This is a genomic window from Streptomyces sp. NPDC047453 (assembly GCF_040643155.1).
In the GTDB taxonomy this organism is placed as follows: Bacteria; Actinomycetota; Actinomycetes; order Streptomycetales; family Streptomycetaceae; genus Streptomyces.
The window spans coordinates 1-16,371 of record NZ_JBEYTS010000010.1; the positions used below are offsets into that span (position 1 = coordinate 1).

Genomic DNA, 16,371 nt, shown 5'->3' on the forward strand with positions numbered 1-16,371 from the left:
ATCGCCGGCGAGTAGACCGCGCCGCCCGCGCACGGGCCCACGACCAGGCTGATCTGCGGGATCACCCCGGAGGCGTGGGTGTTGCGGCGGAAGATCTCCCCGTACGCGCCGAGGGAGGCGACCCCCTCCTGGATCCGGGCGCCGCCCGAGTCGTTGATCCCGATGACCGGGCAGCCGGTCTTCAGGGCGAAGTCCATCACCTTGACGATCTTCTGCCCGTAGACCTCGCCGAGCGCTCCGCCGAAGACCGTGAAGTCCTGCGAGAACACCGCGACCGGGCGGCCGTCGACCATGCCGTAGCCGGTGACGACGCCGTCCCCGTACGGGCGGTTCTGCTCCAGGCCGAAGTTGGTGGAGCGGTGCCGGGCGAACTCGTCCAGCTCGACGAACGAACCCTCGTCGAGCAGCAGTTCGATCCGCTCGCGAGCCGTCAGCTTCCCCTTGGCGTGCTGCTTCTCCACGGCACGCTCGGAGCCGGCGTGCGTCGCTGCCAGGACGCGGCGCTGAAGATCCGCGATCTTGCCCGCGGTCGTGTGAATGTCGATCTCTTGGCGCTCTTCCGGCTCGGACATCGGGATCGCGGCTCCCTGCCTGCTCACAAGGGGGGACGGTTACTCATCCGTAGCGTAGTAGGGGGTCCGCCGTTCGGCAGTGCGGCGTTTCCCACACCTAGGGTGGCTTGCATGACGCCCCGAGATGCAGCAGACGGCAACTCCGACAACACGCCGCATGACAGCCGCTGGTCCGACCTGGACCGCCCGCCCCTGAACGCCGGGGCCCTGCGGCGCGGGCTGGTGCGGGTGGACGGGCTGTGGTCCGAGGTGGACGTGGTGCAGAGCACGGGCTCCACGAACACGGACCTGGTGGCCCGCGCCGTCGCCGGGAAGGCCGCCGAGGGTGCTGTCCTGGTCGCCGAGGAGCAGACCTCCGCCCGGGGCCGTCTGGACCGCCGGTGGACGGCCCCGCCCCGTTCCGGGCTGTTCTTCTCGGTGCTGCTGCGGCCCAGCGAGGTGCCGGTGGCCCGCTGGGGCTGGCTGCCGCTGCTCACCGGCGTCGCGGTGGCCACGGGCCTGTCCCGGGCCGCCGGGGTCGACACGGCGCTGAAGTGGCCGAACGACCTGCTGGTCACCGTCGGCGGTGAGGAACGCAAGGCCGGCGGCATCCTGGCCGAGCGGGCCGGCGAGGGCGCCGTGGTCATCGGCGTCGGCGTCAACGTCACGCTGCGGCAGGAGGAGCTTCCCGTCCCGCGGGCCGGCTCCCTCGCCCTCGCCGGAGCCGTGAGCACCGACCGCGATCCGCTGCTGCGGGCGGTCCTGCGCTCCCTGGAGGACTGGTACGGCCGATGGCGGGCGGTGGGAGGCGATCCGGCCGCGAGCGGTCTCCAGGAGACGTACGCGGCGGGCTGTGCGACGCTCGGGCGGGTGGTCCGGGCGGAACTGCCGGGCGACCGGTCGTTGGTGGGGGAGGCGGTCGCGGTGGACGGCGACGGCCGGCTGGTCATCGCCACGGACGAGGGGGTGCAGGAGCCGGTCGGCGCGGGCGACATCGTGCATCTGCGCCCCGTGTGAATCGGTGCCGGTCAGCTCGCCCCTCGGCCCAGCCTGACGGAGTGAGCTGGCGCACACCTGCCGTAGAGTTGAGGCCGGTCGATACCTGACCGTGGCAGATCGGAAGGGCAGCAGGCGTGACCGTCGACGACACGGGCTCCGGCGCGGACGCGGACGGCCGGGAGGAGCCTCCGCCATTCCCGTCCTCGCTCGAGCAGGGGGACTCCGACGACGCCGAATCCGGCGGACACCCACTCGCGCTGCGTCTCGAACAGCTCATCCTGGGCGCGGAGCGGCGCTACACCCCGTTCCAGGCGGCCCGCAGCGCCGGCGTCTCCATGGAGCTGGCCTCCCGCTTCTGGCGGGCCATGGGCTTCGCCGACATAGGGCAGGCCAAGGCGCTCACGGAGGCCGACGTACTGGCCCTGCGGCGGCTCGCCGGTCTGGTCGAGGCGGGGCTGCTCAGCGAGGCCATGGCCGTGCAGGTGGCCCGGTCCACCGGGCAGACCACCGCCCGTCTGGCCGAATGGCAGATGGACTCCTTCCTGGAGGGCCTGACCGAGCCGCCCGAGCCCGGCATGACCCGCACCGAGGTCACGTACCCGATCGTCGAGCTGCTGCTGCCCGAGCTGGAGGAGTTCCTGGTCTACGTCTGGCGCCGCCAGCTCGCCGCCTCGGCCGGCCGGGTCGTGCAGGCCGCCGACGACGAGGAGATGGTCGACCGGCGGCTGGCCGTGGGCTTCGCGGACCTCGTCGGCTTCACCCGGCTGACCCGCCGCATGGAGGAGGAGGAGCTCGGCGAGCTGGTCGAGGCGTTCGAGACGACCTCGGCCGACCTCGTGGCCGCGCGCGGCGGACGGCTCATCAAGACGCTCGGCGACGAGGTGCTGTACGCCGCCGACGACGCCGGCACGGCGGCGGACATCGCGCTGCGGCTGGTCGAGACGATGGCCCACGACGAGACGATGCCGGAGCTGCGGGTGGGCATGGCGTTCGGCACGGTGACCACTCGTATGGGCGATGTGTTCGGCACCACCGTCAACCTCGCCTCCCGGCTCACCTCGATAGCGCCGCGTGACGCCGTCCTGGTGGACAGCGCGTTCGCGGAGGAGCTGATCCGCACCGGGGACGCCCCGGCGTCCGAGGCGGAGGCCGCCGAGGCCGCGGCGGCCGCGGAGAAGGAGGGCGAGGAGCCGCCGGTGTACCGGTTCGCCCTTCAGCCGATGTGGCAGCGCCCGGTGCGCGGTCTGGGCGTGGTCGAGCCCTGGCTGCTCACCCGGCGGAGCGACGGGACCCCGTAACCGGCGGTCGCGGTCCGGATCAGCGGCCGGGAACGGCCTCGACGCCGACGCACAGCCCGATGATCGGCAGGCACAGGCCGCCCCCGCCGGAGGGCGGGGCCGGGGGCTGCGTACTCCGGCTCGGGGCCGGTGCGGGGCGCGGAGCCGGTGCCGTGCTGGCGGACGGCCGTGGTGCGGTGGTGGGCTCGGGGTGCTCGGGGGGCTCCGGGTACTCCGGCGGGTCCGGGTCCTCGGGGAGTGCCGTGGGAACGGTCGTGGTCTCCGGGAGCGCCGAGGGCTCCGTGGCAGTCGTCGCCGCGGAGGGGGACGCCACCGGTACGGCGCTTCCGTCCGGGACCGGTGCGCCGCTCACCCCGTGCAGGGCGACGGTCGCCGAGGGCGCGGTCGCCGGACCTGCCCCGGTCGTGGTGGAGGTGTCGGCGGGGGTTCCGGCGGAGCCGCCCGAGTCGTGGCCCGGGGCCGCGTGGGGTTCGGCCTCCGCGGCGCCCAGGTGGGTCGGCCCGGACTCGGGCGCCAGCCTTACGAGGCTCAGCACGCCGGCGGCCACCGCGAGCCCACCGGCGGCCAGCAGCGCCTTGCGCGGCCGGCGCCTGCGGTGCCGTCCGCGGGCACGGGGGCCCCAGGGCGGCGTCCATGCGTCGGCGGTCTCGTCCGCCGTGGCACCGGTGCCTATGCCTGCGCTGTCGCAGTGATCGCCGTTGTCGTTCTTGTCGCCGTCGTTCTTGTTGTCGTTTTGCCGGACTTTGGCCGTGTGCGTCGTCATCGCCGTCCTCCCCGATGCGCTCGCGCCCCCCGATGCGCCATGGCGGAGGCACGTTATGCGTTCTCATGGGGGTTCGGCGGGAGTTGGCCGAGGATGTCACTCGAACGGGGGGCCGGGTCTCGACAACGGGGCCGCGCCTGTGTCTCGTCCGCCCCTTCCCCGGTGCGGGCCCTGCTGCGATGATCGGGGCAGGTTTCTTGTTAACCCGCGTTAACCAGGAGGGTGTCATGAGCGAGGAGCGGTTCGGCGAGTTCGTGCTGGTGCGACGGCACGACTACGTCGCGGAGCTCGTCCTGGACCGGCCCAAGGCGATGAACGCCGTGTCCACGGACATGGCCCGGTCGATCGCAGGGGCGTGTGCGGCGCTCGCCGCCGACCGGGACGCGCGCGTGGTCGTCCTGACGTCCTCGCACGAGCGGGCGTTCTGCGTCGGCGCCGACCTGAAGGAGCGCAACTCCTTCAGTGACGCCGACCTGGTGCGCCAGCGCCCGGTCGCGCGCGGGGCGTACACCGGCGTACTGGAGCTGCCGATGCCGACCGTCGCCGCGGTGCACGGGTTCGCGCTCGGCGGCGGCTTCGAGCTGGCTCTGTCCTGCGACGTGATCGTGGCCGACCGTACGGCCGTGGTGGGGCTGCCCGAGGTCTCGGTGGGGGTGATCCCCGGCGGTGGCGGTACGCAGCTGCTGCCCCGGCGGGTGGGCGCCGCGCGGGCGGCCGAGCTGATCTTCACGGCGCGACGGCTGGAGGCGCCGGAGGCGGCCGAGCTGGGCCTCGTGGACCGCCTGGTGGGGGAGGGCCGGGACCGCGAGGAGGCCCTGGAACTGGCCTCCCGGATGGCGGCGAACTCGCCGGTCGGACTGCGCGCCGCCAAGCGCGCCCTGCGACTCGGACACGGCCTCGACCTGCGGGCCGGCCTGGAGGTCGAGGACGCGGCCTGGCGCTCGGTGGCCTTCTCCGCGGACCGCGCGGAGGGAGTGGCAGCCTTCAACGAAAAGCGCCCCCCGCACTGGCCGGGAGAGTAGCCACCCCTTCGCGACAACTGCGCCCCCACACCGACCGGGACGGCGACCACTCGACGCCGAACGGTCCGGCGACCGCCGTGCCGACCGGAGAAGCCGGGCGCCACCGCAGGGCACGGACGGCCCGCGCCCCCACACCTGCCGTCCGGCGGGACCGCGGTACCGGCCGGGTTGCGGCGGCCCGACGCTGTTGCCGTCGTGCTCGGCGGTGCCGGCTGTCCGGTGCCGAGCCGGAGTCGGCGTCCGGCGACTGCGGGCAGCCGTGCAGTGCGCTGATCGGTAGAGGTCGGTGCCGCCGTCGGGCGCGGACGGCCCGCGGCCGCTTGCCGTCAGGCATGACCGCCGGGCCGTGTGGCCGCCGTGTCGGAGGGGCTGTGGCTGCCTGGCTGTGGTCGTGGTGCTTGGCCGGGCTGCGGCTGCCTGGCGCTGTGGTCGGCGGGTGGTGGCTGGTCGGCCTCTGGCGGGGAGTCGGCAGTCCGGCGGCTGCCGGCGGCTGCGCCGCGCACTGGCCGGAGTGGGCGGGAGCCCGTCTGCCGGGCCCGGACGGCCTGCGGCCCTACGCCTGCCCTTCGCCGTGACCGCCGTGCTCGGCGAGCCGCGCCTGGCCGGGGCCCGGACGCCGTGCCTCGCGGGTTCGGGGGCGTGTGAGCCCGTGTGGGATTCTGTGGGCCCGGCGGAGTCGTGTGCGGCGCACTGGCAGGTGGGCCAATGTCTCGATTCATCTGAAACATCCCTAGCCTGGGGTGATGGGCGAGAACAGGCGGCTGGCGGACGTCGTGGCGTTGGCGCAGGGGATGGCCGCGGCGCAGACCTCGCGTGAGTCGTGGCGGGCGGCGGCGCTCGGCGCGTGCCGGGCGCTGGAGGGGAGCTTCGCCGCGCTCTCGGTGTGGGAGCGCGAGCACGGCCGGCTGCGGGTCCTGGTGAACGTGGGGGACCGGGCGCCCGAAGAGGCGGAGTTCCCGGAGGGCGAGGCCTACCCGGTGCACCAGTTCCCGGAGATCACCGAGTTCCTGCACGAGCGGTGGGCCTCGGGCGGCGAACCCGACGCCTGGGTGGAGACCGCCGACGGCGCGGCCGCGGGTCACCCCGGCTACAGCCACCAGCGCGTCGCCGCGCTGCGCAGGCGAGGGCGCGGCTGCTGTGTGGTCGCGCCGATCGTGCAGCACGGACGCGCCTGGGGAGAGCTCTACGTCGCCCGTCCGGTCGGCACCCCCCTCTTCGGCCGCTCCGACGCCGACTTCGCCACCGTGCTGGCCGCCGTGGTCGCCGCCGGGCTCGCCCAGAGCGAGCGGCTGGAGGAGGCCCGCCGGCTGGCGTTCACGGACGCGCTGACCGGACTCGCCAACCGCCGTGCCGTCGACGTGATGCTCGACGAGGCGATCGAGCGGCACCGCGCGGACGGCGTCGTGGTCAGCCTCGTCGTCTGCGACCTCAACGGACTCAAGCAGGTCAACGACACCCTCGGCCACGCCGTCGGCGACCGGCTCCTCGAACGGTTCGGCTCCGTGCTGTCGCTGTGCGGCGCGATGGTGCCGGGCGCCCTCGTGGCACGGCTCGGCGGCGACGAGTTCTGCCTGGTCGCGGTGGGCCCCTCGGCCGACGACGTGATCAAGGCGGCCGACGAGCTGTGCCGGCGCGCGGCCGAGCTGGAGCTGGGCGAGGGCGTCGCCTGCGGGGTGGCCTCGACGGAGCACGCGATCCGGCCGGTACCGTCGGCCCGGCGGCTGTTCCGGCTCGCCGACGCCGCCCAGTACCGGGCGAAGGCGCTGCGCGCCGACCGGCCCGTGGTCGCCGGCCGTGAGGGCGCGCAGGACCCGGTCGTCCGCCTCGTCGACGCGCCCCCGCCCGCACCGGCGGCCCCGGCGGAGCGGCGCCGCTTCCGGGGCCGCAGGCCCTGACCGGCACCGGGGATTTCGGCCGCGAGTTGTAAGAGCCGCTCCCGGCATCCACTAGTGACATCTTCGCATTCACTGCGTACGCTCCTGAATATGGATATGCATACTGTGGTGGTGGGGACGTCGGGGGTCACCGCGTCCGACGTTCTCGCCGTGGCGCGCGGCGGCGCCCGTATCGAGCTCTCCGGCGAGGCGGTGGCGGCCCTCACGGCGGCCCGGGAGATCGTGGACGCGCTGGCGGCCAAGCCCGAACCCGTCTACGGCGTCAGCACCGGCTTCGGCGCCCTGGCGACCCGGCACATCAGTCAGGAGCTGCGCACCCAGCTCCAGCGCAACATCGTCCGCTCGCACGCCGCCGGCATGGGCCCGCGGGTCGAGCGCGAGGTCGTGCGGGCGCTGATGTTCCTGCGGCTGAAGACCGTGTGTTCCGGGCACACCGGCGTACGCCCCGAGGTCGCGCAGACCATGGCCGACGTGCTCAACGCCGGCATCACCCCGGTCGTGCACGAGTACGGCTCCCTCGGCTGCTCCGGCGACCTCGCCCCGCTGTCCCACTGCGCCCTCACCCTCATGGGCGAGGGTGACGCGGAGAGCCCCGACGGCGTCGTACGCCCCGCCGCCGAGCTGCTCGCCGAGCACGGCATCCAGCCCGTCGAACTGCGCGAGAAGGAGGGCCTGGCCCTCCTCAACGGCACCGACGGCATGCTCGGCATGCTGATCATGGCCCTCGCCGACCTCGACACCCTGTACAAGTCCGCCGACATCACCGCCGCCCTCAGCCTGGAGGCCCTGCTCGGCACGGACAAGGTCCTCGCCCCCGAGCTGCACGCCATCCGCCCGCACCCGGGACAGGGCGCCTCCGCCGCCAACATGCTGGCCGTGCTCAAGGGTTCCGGCCTCACCGGGCACCACCAGGGCGACGCGCCCCGAGTCCAGGACGCCTACTCCGTGCGGTGCGCCCCGCAGGTCGCCGGCGCCGGCCGGGACACCCTCGCGTACGCCCGGCTGGTCGCCGAGCGGGAACTCGCCTCCGCCGTGGACAACCCCGTCGTCCTGCCCGACGGCCGGGTGGAGTCCAACGGCAACTTCCACGGCGCCCCGGTCGCCTATGTGCTGGACTTCCTCGCCATCGCCGCAGCCGACCTCGGCTCGATCGCCGAGCGCCGTACCGACCGGCTGCTCGACAAGAACCGCAGCCACGGCCTGCCGCCGTTCCTCGCCGACGACGCCGGCGTCGACTCGGGCCTGATGATCGCCCAGTACACGCAGGCCGCGCTGGTCAGCGAGATGAAGCGGCTCGCCGTACCGGCGTCCGCCGACTCCATCCCGTCCTCCGCCATGCAGGAGGACCACGTCTCCATGGGCTGGTCGGCGGCGCGCAAGCTGCGCACGGCCGTCGGCAACCTGAACCGGATCATCGCGGTCGAGCTGTACGCCGCCGCGCGCGCCGTTCAGCTGCGCGAGGGCCTGACCCCGGCTCCGGCGAGCCGGGCGGTCATCGACGCCGCTCGCGAGGCGGGCGTTGAGGGACCGGGTCCGGACCGCTTCCTCGCGCCCGACCTCGCCGCCGCGGACGCCTTCGTGGCGGACGGCCGGCTCGTCGCGGCGGCCGAGACCGTCACCGGCCCGCTCCAGTAGGACGGTGGGCCGGGGGTCAAGTCGAGGGAGCGCCGGGCGGGTTCAGAAGCCCAGGCGCTCCCGGCGCACGGAGTAGACCACGAAGCCGGCGCCCAGTATGAGGAGCGTGGTGCCGCCGGCGACGTACGGAGTGGTGTCGATGCTTCCGGTGTCGGCGAGTTCGGTCCCGCTCCCGGCGGAGGCGTCCTCCCGGGCGCCGGACGTCTCCGCCGCCGATGCGGGCCGCCCCTGCTCCGTGACCTGGGCGGTCGGTACCGCCGGGCCCGCCCCTCTCGCCGGAGTGCCCACCGACGCGTCCGCGGAGGGGACGAACCACAGGGCGCCCAGCAGGGTGCCTGCGGCGGTGGCGGTCAGCAACGTACGGCGAGCGGATGACACGGAATATCGATCCCCTTGTGGCGCTGGCGAATTGGCCGTGTGGGGCGATGTTAGTGAACGTCGCGGGTCACAGGAAAGTCACGGGACGTTTGAGCCGTACCCTCCGACCATGAGCACTCCAGAGACTTCACGTTTTGTACGCCTCAGTGTCGAGCTCGTCCTCGAGATCGAGGACGAGGACGCCGTCATCGGGGCGGCCCGCAGCCGGATCGCCGAGCACATCGAGGACGGCGAACTGGACCCCGCGGAGCGGGCGCACGCCGAGGGCGCTGTGACGGAAGACACCGCCGAGGCCCTGGCGTACCTGGTCGATCCGTTCGACCTGGTCGGCGAGGTGCCGGGGGTGGAACTCCAGCAGGCCTCCTGGTCGAGCGAACCCATCGCGTACGACCCGGATTCGCCCGACTGGGAGTTCGGCGAGGATGATGACGACGAGGAAGTCGACGAGGAAGGCGACGAGGGCGACGAGGACGGGGACGACGAGAAGGTGGGCGGCGCCGGACACTCCGGCTGACGTCTCTCGGATCACATCGGCGACCCCGGCCGCAACCGACGTCCGGGGTTTCGTCGTCTCAGGCAACGTGCAGGCCGGGCAGCGCACCGTCCGCTACGGCGGACGTGGCGAGTCCCACATTTCCACGACGTGGGAACGGGACGAAACGGTCGTAGCGTTGAGGACTCGCGACGGGGGCCTCGAGGGGTTTTGGGACTCGCCAACGATGGAGAAGCGTGTGATGACGAACAGTAAGCGGCGCAAGCGCCTGACGGCCGCGTCCGCACTGCTCGGCGGTGTACTGGTGCTCACGGGCTGTTCCGGCAGCAGCGACGCGACCGACGGCGGTGGCGACACCTCGCAGGCCAAGGCCGACAAGGCCGCGGCCGAGGAGTCGTCGGAGGCCCAGATCAAGATCACACCAGCGGACGGCTCCGACAACGCCTCGATCAACAACTCCGCTGCCGTGATCGTTGCCAAGGGCACGCTGACGAAGGTCACCATGACGACGGCCGACGGTACGGCCGTCGAGGGGCAGATATCGGCCGACAAGAAGAGCTGGAAGCCCGACGCCCAACTCCAGCGCGCCACCACCTACAAGGTCGCCGCGAGCGCCACCGACGCCAAGGGCCGGGCCGCTCACGAGAACGCCTCCTTCACCACGGTCGCCCCGGCGCACAGCTTCATCGGTTCCTTCAACCCGGACAACGGCACCACGGTCGGCGTCGGCATGCCCGTCTCGATCAACTTCGACAAGGCGATCACCAACAAGGCGGCCGTCCAGAAGGGCATCACCGTCACCTCCTCCAGCGGCCAGGAGGTCGCCTGCCACTGGTTCGGTGTGCAGCGCATGGACTGCCGTCCCGAGCAGTACTGGCAGGAGAACTCCACCGTCACGCTGAAGCTCGACCTCGACGGCGTCGAGGGCGCCCAGGGCGTCTACGGCGTCCAGCAGAAGACGGTCACCTTCAACATCGGCCGCAACCAGGTCTCCTACGTCGACGCGAAGACCAAGCAGATGAAGGTCACGCGGAACGGAAAGGTCGTCAAGACCATCCCGATCTCCGCGGGGTCGCCCGAGAACAAGACGTACGAAGGCCGGATGGTGATCTCCGAGAAGTTCAAGGAGACCCGGATGAACGGCGCGACGGTCGGTTTCACCGACGACGACGGCAAGGGCGAGTACGACATCAAGGACGTGCCGCACGCCATGCGCCTGACCAACTCCGGCACCTTCATCCACGGCAACTACTGGGGCGGGCCGGGCGTCTTCGGCAACGTCAACACCAGCCACGGCTGTGTCGGCCTGCAGGACAAGAAGGGCGCGAACGACCCGAACACGCCGGGCTCGTGGTTCTTCGACAACTCGATGGTCGGTGACGTCGTCGTCGTCCAGAACACCGGCGACAAGACCGTCGCCCCGGACAACGGCCTCAACGGCTGGAACATGAGCTGGGCGCAGTGGAAGGCCGATTCGGCCGCCTGACGACCGCTTGCCCGTGAAGACCGGTGCCGCCCCTCGGGGACGCACCGGTCTTCTCATGCTTCTCTTATGACGGCCTCAAGACCTCATCAGGCGGCGCTCCTACCGTCGGCGCATGTTCTTCACCTACCTGAGGCGCGAGCTGCGCCGCCGTCGAAAGGCGGCTCTCGTCGTCGCCTCCGGCCTCGCGCTGGGCATCGCGCTGGTCATCGTGGTCAACTCCGTGTCCAACGGCATGGGCAGGGCGCAGGACAAGGTCCTGCAGTCGCTGTACGGGCTGGGCACGGACATGACCGTCAGCAAGGCGGCCACGCCGACGTCCGGCGACTCGCGCCCGCGCTTCAAGTTCGATGCCAAGGAGAACGGCGACGAGGGCGAGCAGAGCAGTGACCGGGTCATGGCGCAGGGCTTCACCACCCTGTCCGCCTCCACGGTCACCAAGGTGGCGGACCAGCAGGGTGTCTCCTCCGCGGTCGGCGGGCTCAGCCTCAACGTGGTGAGGGTCAACGGCCAGTTCAGCCGCGGCCAGTTCCAGCAAGGCGGCGGCGGCGAGACGCGCGGGGCGCCCGGCTCCGGGCCACAGGGCCGGGTCATGGGCGGCGGCGCCGACTTCGACGTCAACCAGTACACGGTCTACGGCACCGACGTCACCCGGCCGGAGCTCGGCCCGCTGACCTCCTCGAAGATCACCGACGGCCGCACCTTCGAGTCCGGCGAGACCGACGCCAAGGTCGCCGTCGCCGACTCGGCGTACGCCAAGGAGAAGAAGCTCAAGGTCGGTGGCAGCGTCACCACCAAGGGCGTCAAGTACGAGGTCATCGGCATCGCCACCGCGAGCAGCGGGGACGCGGCGGCCAACCTGTACATCCCGCTGAAGCAGGCGCAGACCCTCAGCGGCGACAAGGACAAGGTCACCACGATCTACGTCAAGGCGGCCGACTCCCAGCAGATCGACGCCGTCAAGAGCGCCATCCAGAAGAACGTCCCGGGAACCACGGTCACCACCTCCGCCGACCTGGCCAAGACCGTCTCCGGCTCCCTGTCCACCGCCGCCGACCTGGCCACCACCGTCGGCAAGTGGCTGTCCATCGCGGTGCTCGTGGCCGCTTTCCTCGTCGCCGGCCTGCTGACCTCCTCGGCGGTCTCCCGGCGGGTGCGCGAGTTCGGCACGCTCAAGGCACTGGGCTGGAAGTCGGGCCGGGTGACCCGGCAGGTGGTCGGCGAGGCCGTCGTCAACGGCCTGGTCGGTGGCGTCCTCGGGATCGCGCTCGGCCTGGCGGGCGCGTACGCGGTGACCGCGATCAGTCCGACGCTTCAGGCGCAGCTGGGTGGTTCCGGTGGCGGCCCGGGCGGCGAGGGCGTCTTCCGCGGCGGCGGGGGCCTCGGCGGACCCGGCCGGCAGGCCGCGAAGTCCCTGGAGGTCGCGCTGACCGCGCCGGTCAGCCTCACCACCATCGTCCTCGCGGTCGGCCTCGCCGTGGCCGGCGGCCTGATAGCGGGCGCGTTCGGCGGCTGGCGGGCCTCCCGGCTGCGCCCGGCCGACGCCCTGCGGCGCGTCGAGTAGCGCGCCGCCCGCCGCGACCCAGAGGGCCGTCGGCCCAACTTCTCCACGCATCCCAGGAGCTGTTCCCCCATGTACGAACTCACCGGCGTCACCAAGCACTACACCCGGGGCAAGGAGGTCGTCCGCGCCCTCGACGAGGTCGACCTGACCATCGGCGACGGCGACCGGCTGGTCATCCAGGGCCCCACCGGCGGCGGCAAGTCGACGCTGCTGCAGATGCTGGGCGGCCTGGACCGGCCCACCTCCGGCCAGGTCGTCCTCGACGGCACCGACCTGGCGAAGCTGCCCGAGGCCCGGCTCACCCGGGTGCGCAGCGAGAGCATCGGCTTCGTCTTCCAGTCCTTCAACCTGATCCCGACCCTGACCGCGCAGGAGAACGTCGAGACCGCCCTCGTCCCACTCGGCTTCAAGGCCGCCGAACGGCGCGAACGGGCCGCCGAGGCACTGGAGTCGGTCGGGCTCGGCGAGCGGCTCGGGCACCTGCCGTCCGAGATGTCCGGCGGCCAGCAGCAGCGCGTCGCCATCGCCCGCGCCCTGGTCAAGCAGCCGAAGGTGCTGCTCGCCGACGAACCCACCGGAAACCTCGACGAGTCCATGCGCGACGAGATCATGGACGTACTGGAACGCATGTGGAAGGAGCACGGGCTGACGTTCGTCATGGTCACCCACGACTCCGCCATCGCGAGGAAGGCCCCGCGCGTTGCGACCATCCGCAAGGGCCGCATCACCGTCAAGGAGAACGCGGGCGCCTGAGGAGGAGGCCCAACCGCACCCTGGTATTGAGCAGTTGATCACCCCCCGGCATACTTCGTCTTCCGGGGGTGGGGGTGTAGCGCACTTGTGCGAGCCTTGCCCCGGCCGAGTGGACAGGGAATCCGCTCGGCACTCTGTTTCCAGGGGGAGTTTTGCGCAGACAAGTGAAAAGAGCGTGCGTGGGCACGGTCGCCGCTGCGGCGGCCGTCGCCCTCGCCGCGGGTATGACCAGCCCCGCCTCGGCGGGGCCCGAGCAGCGCTCGGCCCACGCCGCCGGGCCCACGGCCCAGCGCACCGTCACTCTCATCACCGGCGACCGGGTCACCGTGGACGCCAAGGGGCGCGTGGTCGGCCTGCACCGGGCCGAGGGCCGCGAGCAGATACCCGTGCAGGTCCGCCGGACGGGCGGACACACCCTCGTCGTACCGGCCGACGCGTCCCGTCTGATCGCCTCCGGCAAGCTGGACCAACGCCTGTTCGACATCACCGAGTTGAACAAGTCCGCCACCCGCAGGTCGCTCAAGAACGGCCTGAAGGTCATCGTCGGCTACCAGGGCGCGGCCACCACCGCCCGGGCCGACGTCCGCGAGGCCGGCACCCTGCGCCGGGCCCTGAAGACGCTGAACGCCGACGCGGTGCAGACGCCCCTCAAGGACACGCCCGAGCTGTGGAAGGCCCTCACCAGGGGGGACCGGACCAGCGCCGGCATCGCGCACATCTGGCTCGACGGCGTCCGCAAGGTCAACCTCGACAAGTCCGTGCCGCAGATCGGCGCGCCGAAGGCCTGGCAGACCGGCTACACCGGCAAGGGCGTGAAGATCGCCGTCCTGGACACCGGTGTCGACGCCACCCACGACGATCTGAAGTCCCAGGTGGTGGCGGCCAAGAACTTCTCCACCGCCGCCAGCACGACCGACCGCTTCGGCCACGGCACCCATGTCGCCTCCATCGCGGCGGGCACCGGCGCCAAGTCGGGCGGCAAGTACAAGGGCGTGGCGCCCGGCGCCAAGATCCTCAACGGCAAGGTCCTCGACGACGACGGCTACGGCGACGACTCCGGCATCCTGGCTGGTATGGAGTGGGCGGCCCAGCAGGGCGCCGACATCGTCAACCTCAGCCTCGGCGGCCCGGACACCCCCGGAGTCGACCCGCTGGAGGCGCAGGTCGACAAGCTCTCCGCCGAGAAGGGCATCCTCTTCGCGATCGCCGCGGGCAACGAGGGCCCCGAGACGCTCGGTTCGCCCGGCAGCGCCGACTCCGCCCTCACCGTCGGCGCCGTCGACAAGAAGGACCGGTTCGCCGACTTCTCCTCCACCGGCCCGCGTCTGGGCGACGGCGCCATCAAGCCCGACGTCACCGCGCCGGGCGTGGCCATCACCGCCGCCGCGGCCAAGAACAGCCTGATCGGCAAGGAGGTCGGCGAGAACCCGGCCGGCTACCTGACCATCGAGGGCACCTCGATGGCGACCCCGCACGTCGCCGGTGCCGCCGCGCTCCTCAAGCAGCAGCATCCCGACTGGGGTTACGTCGAGCTGAAGGGCGCGCTGGCCGGCTCCGCCAAGGGCGGCCCGTACACCCCCTTCGAGCAGGGCGCCGGCCGTATCGCCGTCGACAAGGCGATCCAGCAGACCGTGATCGCAGACCCGGTGTCGGTGAGCTTCGGCATCCAGGCCTGGCCGCACACCGACGACGAGCCGGTCACCAAGCAGCTGACCTACCGCAACCTCGGCACCGAGGACGTCACGTTCAGCCTGGCCATGACGCCCACCGGCCCCAACGGTGAGCCCGCCCCGGCCGGTTTCTTCACGCTGGGCGCGACCGAGGTGACGGTCCCGGCCGGAGACAAGGCCTCCGTCGACCTGACCGTGAACACCCGGCTGGGCGGCACCCTGGACGGCGCGTACTCGGCGTACGTGACGGCGACCGGGGGCGGGCAGACCGTCCGCACGGCCGCGGCCGTGCAGCGCGAGGTCGAGTCGTACGACGTCACCGTCAAGCACATCGGCCGGGACGGGAAGCCCGCCACCGGCTACGACACGGTCCTGTTCGGCTACACCGGCCTCGGCGCGGACCGCGCCTACCAGGTGCCCGCGGGATCCGGCACGTCGACCGTGCGCGTGCCCAAGGGCACCTACCTGCTGGACGCCTGGATCGCGAAGGACTTCACCACCTTCAAGGGCGGCCTGGACTGGCTGGTCCAGCCGAAGCTGACCGTCACCGGGAACGTCACGGTCACGGTCGACGCCCGCAACGCCAAGAAGGCCGACATCACCGTGCCGGACAAGACCGCACGGCAGCACATCGGGACGATCGGCTACGTCTACGACCCGGCGATGATCAGCCTCTCCATGGTCGTCGGCTCCTGGTCCGAGCTGCGCACCGGCTCCGTGGGCGGCGACGTCACCGGGCTCACCCAGGCCTGGAGCGGCCAGTGGACCAAGGGCGCGAAGGCCGAGTACGACGTGGCGACCTCCGCGACGGTCAAGCGGTTCCAGGGCGGCAAGGTCCGCCACTACGCCGCGCGTGAGCTCGCCACGGTGAAGAACAACGTGGGCGCGGGCGCCTCCGGCAAGACCGGCGCCGTCACGCCGTTGGGCATGCTCCCCGACAGCATCGTCGTCACGGACAGCATCGAGCAGAAGCTGCCGGGTACGCGGACGCTGTACCTGTCGACCGGCAACGGCATCATGTGGGGCCTGTTCATGGAGCAGTTCCGCGGCCACGACAAGAAGGGCCTGCCGATCACCGAGGCGCTGTACGCGTCCGACGCCCTGAAGACCTACAAGGGCGGCAAGACCTACACCAACACCTTCAACAGGGCGGTGTTCGGTCCCCACCTGAGCCGGAACTACGGCATCTTCCGCTATGGGAACGAGCTCTACGGCGCCCTGCCGCTGTTCTCCGACTCCCAGGCGCACTGGGGCCTCTCGACGTTCACCTCGGCGAACACGACCCTGTACCGCAACGGCAAGAAGGTCGCCTCCAACAAGGACCCGATGTTCGGGGACGAGCCCTTCATCGTGACCGCGGGTGACGCCCAGTACCGGCTGACCACCTCGGTCAAGCGCAGCGCCAAGGTCGCGAACGCCTCCACCCGCGTCGACGCGAGCTGGACGTTCCGTTCCAAGAAGCCGTCCGGCCGGGCAGAGGTCCAGCTGCCGGCCTCCATGCTCCGCTTCAAGGCGGGCACCGGCCTGGACAACCGTGTCCCGGCGGGCAAGAAGGCCACCTTCCCGGTCACCGTGGAGGGCGCGGCCGCGGGCAAGAACCTCAAGTCGCTGAGCGTCTGGGTGTCGTACAACAGCGGCAAGACCTGGAAGAAGGTCACCGTCACGAAGGGCAAGATCACCGTCAAGAACCCGGCGAAGGGGAAGGCGATCTCCTACAAGGCCAAGATCACGGACAAGAAGGGCAACGTGTCCACGGTCGCGATCTACGGTGCGTACTACGGCAAGTGAGCCGGTAGTCGACGGCCCTTGATGGGCCGACGGGCCTGACAGCCTGACAGCCCATGGAGAACGAGCGGCCCGCCGGAAG

At 71.8% G+C, this 16,371-nt stretch carries 13 protein-coding genes; 10 read left to right on the forward strand and 3 right to left on the reverse strand.

Annotated features, from left to right (window positions below; translation table 11 throughout):
• The coding region (locus ABZ818_RS11895) for a carboxyl transferase domain-containing protein (RefSeq protein WP_361413063.1) at positions 1 to 572 on the reverse strand (572 nt) is incomplete at its 3' end.
• A gap of 111 nt (positions 573 to 683) precedes the next feature.
• Here ABZ818_RS11895 and ABZ818_RS11900 point away from each other — a divergent pair.
• Together ABZ818_RS11900 and ABZ818_RS11905 are read left to right on the forward strand one after the other, a co-directional pair.
• Entirely contained in the window at positions 684 to 1,568 is an 885-nt protein-coding gene (locus ABZ818_RS11900) for a biotin--[acetyl-CoA-carboxylase] ligase (protein WP_361413064.1), read from the forward strand.
• Positions 1,569 to 1,684: 116 nt separating this feature from the next.
• Complete coding sequence (locus ABZ818_RS11905) at positions 1,685 to 2,848, forward strand: adenylate/guanylate cyclase domain-containing protein (protein ID WP_361413065.1); 1,164 nt, start codon at positions 1,685 to 1,687, stop codon at positions 2,846 to 2,848.
• Positions 2,849 to 2,867: 19 nt separating this feature from the next.
• Here the strand turns inward: ABZ818_RS11905 and ABZ818_RS11910 are convergent, their stop codons facing one another.
• Positions 2,868 to 3,611, reverse strand: coding sequence for a hypothetical protein (locus tag ABZ818_RS11910; protein ID WP_361413066.1), 744 nt, complete (start codon positions 3,609 to 3,611; stop codon positions 2,868 to 2,870).
• 227 nt (positions 3,612 to 3,838) lie between these two features.
• On the opposite strand from ABZ818_RS11910, the gene ABZ818_RS11915 reads away from it, so the two are divergent.
• From ABZ818_RS11915 to hutH, 3 genes are all read left to right on the forward strand, one after another.
• Complete coding sequence (locus ABZ818_RS11915) at positions 3,839 to 4,633, forward strand: enoyl-CoA hydratase-related protein (protein ID WP_361413067.1); 795 nt, start codon at positions 3,839 to 3,841, stop codon at positions 4,631 to 4,633.
• Between the two features lie 743 nt (positions 4,634 to 5,376).
• Positions 5,377 to 6,528, forward strand: a complete 1,152-nt coding sequence (locus ABZ818_RS11920) for a GGDEF domain-containing protein (protein WP_361413068.1) — start codon at positions 5,377 to 5,379, stop codon at positions 6,526 to 6,528.
• Between the two features lie 96 nt (positions 6,529 to 6,624).
• Positions 6,625 to 8,163: a histidine ammonia-lyase gene (gene hutH / locus ABZ818_RS11925; protein ID WP_361413230.1), complete on the forward strand. Its 1,539-nt coding sequence runs from the start codon at positions 6,625 to 6,627 to the stop codon at positions 8,161 to 8,163.
• A 42-nt stretch (positions 8,164 to 8,205) separates the two neighbouring features.
• On the opposite strand, the gene ABZ818_RS11930 is transcribed toward hutH, so the two are convergent.
• Positions 8,206 to 8,541: an LAETG motif-containing sortase-dependent surface protein gene (locus ABZ818_RS11930; RefSeq protein WP_361413069.1), complete on the reverse strand. Its 336-nt coding sequence runs from the start codon at positions 8,539 to 8,541 to the stop codon at positions 8,206 to 8,208.
• A gap of 109 nt (positions 8,542 to 8,650) precedes the next feature.
• On the opposite strand from ABZ818_RS11930, the gene ABZ818_RS11935 reads away from it, so the two are divergent.
• The 5 genes from ABZ818_RS11935 (at position 8,651) to ABZ818_RS11955 (ending at position 16,292) form a co-directional block, all read left to right on the forward strand.
• Complete coding sequence (locus ABZ818_RS11935) at positions 8,651 to 9,055, forward strand: hypothetical protein (protein WP_361413070.1); 405 nt, start codon at positions 8,651 to 8,653, stop codon at positions 9,053 to 9,055.
• A gap of 220 nt (positions 9,056 to 9,275) precedes the next feature.
• Positions 9,276 to 10,520 (forward strand): Ig-like domain-containing protein, encoded by a 1,245-nt coding sequence (locus tag ABZ818_RS11940; RefSeq protein WP_361413071.1) that lies wholly within the window; start codon positions 9,276 to 9,278, stop codon positions 10,518 to 10,520.
• A gap of 112 nt (positions 10,521 to 10,632) precedes the next feature.
• Positions 10,633 to 12,081, forward strand: coding sequence for an ABC transporter permease (locus ABZ818_RS11945; protein WP_361413072.1), 1,449 nt, complete (start codon positions 10,633 to 10,635; stop codon positions 12,079 to 12,081).
• A gap of 69 nt (positions 12,082 to 12,150) precedes the next feature.
• On the forward strand, positions 12,151 to 12,834 hold the full coding sequence (locus ABZ818_RS11950) for an ABC transporter ATP-binding protein (protein ID WP_361413073.1): 684 nt from the start codon (positions 12,151 to 12,153) through the stop codon (positions 12,832 to 12,834).
• Positions 12,835 to 13,058: 224 nt separating this feature from the next.
• Positions 13,059 to 16,292 carry a S8 family serine peptidase gene (locus tag ABZ818_RS11955; RefSeq protein WP_361413232.1) on the forward strand — a complete coding sequence of 1,078 codons (3,234 nt, stop codon included), beginning with the start codon at positions 13,059 to 13,061 and terminating at the stop codon, positions 16,290 to 16,292.
• Positions 16,293 to 16,371: the final 79 nt, after the last annotated feature.

What these genes read in the sequence shown, in the direction of transcription:
- ABZ818_RS11900 (WP_361413064.1), top strand. Translation starts at nt 684, where the DNA reads ATGACGCCCCGAGATGCAGCAGACGGCAACTCCGACAACACGCCGCAT.
- ABZ818_RS11910 (WP_361413066.1), bottom strand. Translation starts at nt 3,611, where the DNA reads ATGACGACGCACACGGCCAAAGTCCGGCAAAACGACAACAAGAACGAC.
- ABZ818_RS11915 (WP_361413067.1), top strand. Translation starts at nt 3,839, where the DNA reads ATGAGCGAGGAGCGGTTCGGCGAGTTCGTGCTGGTGCGACGGCACGAC.
- ABZ818_RS11920 (WP_361413068.1), top strand. Translation starts at nt 5,377, where the DNA reads ATGGGCGAGAACAGGCGGCTGGCGGACGTCGTGGCGTTGGCGCAGGGG.
- hutH (WP_361413230.1), top strand. Translation starts at nt 6,625, where the DNA reads ATGCATACTGTGGTGGTGGGGACGTCGGGGGTCACCGCGTCCGACGTT.
- ABZ818_RS11935 (WP_361413070.1), top strand. Translation starts at nt 8,651, where the DNA reads ATGAGCACTCCAGAGACTTCACGTTTTGTACGCCTCAGTGTCGAGCTC.
- ABZ818_RS11940 (WP_361413071.1), top strand. Translation starts at nt 9,276, where the DNA reads ATGACGAACAGTAAGCGGCGCAAGCGCCTGACGGCCGCGTCCGCACTG.
- ABZ818_RS11945 (WP_361413072.1), top strand. Translation starts at nt 10,633, where the DNA reads ATGTTCTTCACCTACCTGAGGCGCGAGCTGCGCCGCCGTCGAAAGGCG.
- ABZ818_RS11950 (WP_361413073.1), top strand. Translation starts at nt 12,151, where the DNA reads ATGTACGAACTCACCGGCGTCACCAAGCACTACACCCGGGGCAAGGAG.
- ABZ818_RS11955 (WP_361413232.1), top strand. Translation starts at nt 13,059, where the DNA reads ATGACCAGCCCCGCCTCGGCGGGGCCCGAGCAGCGCTCGGCCCACGCC.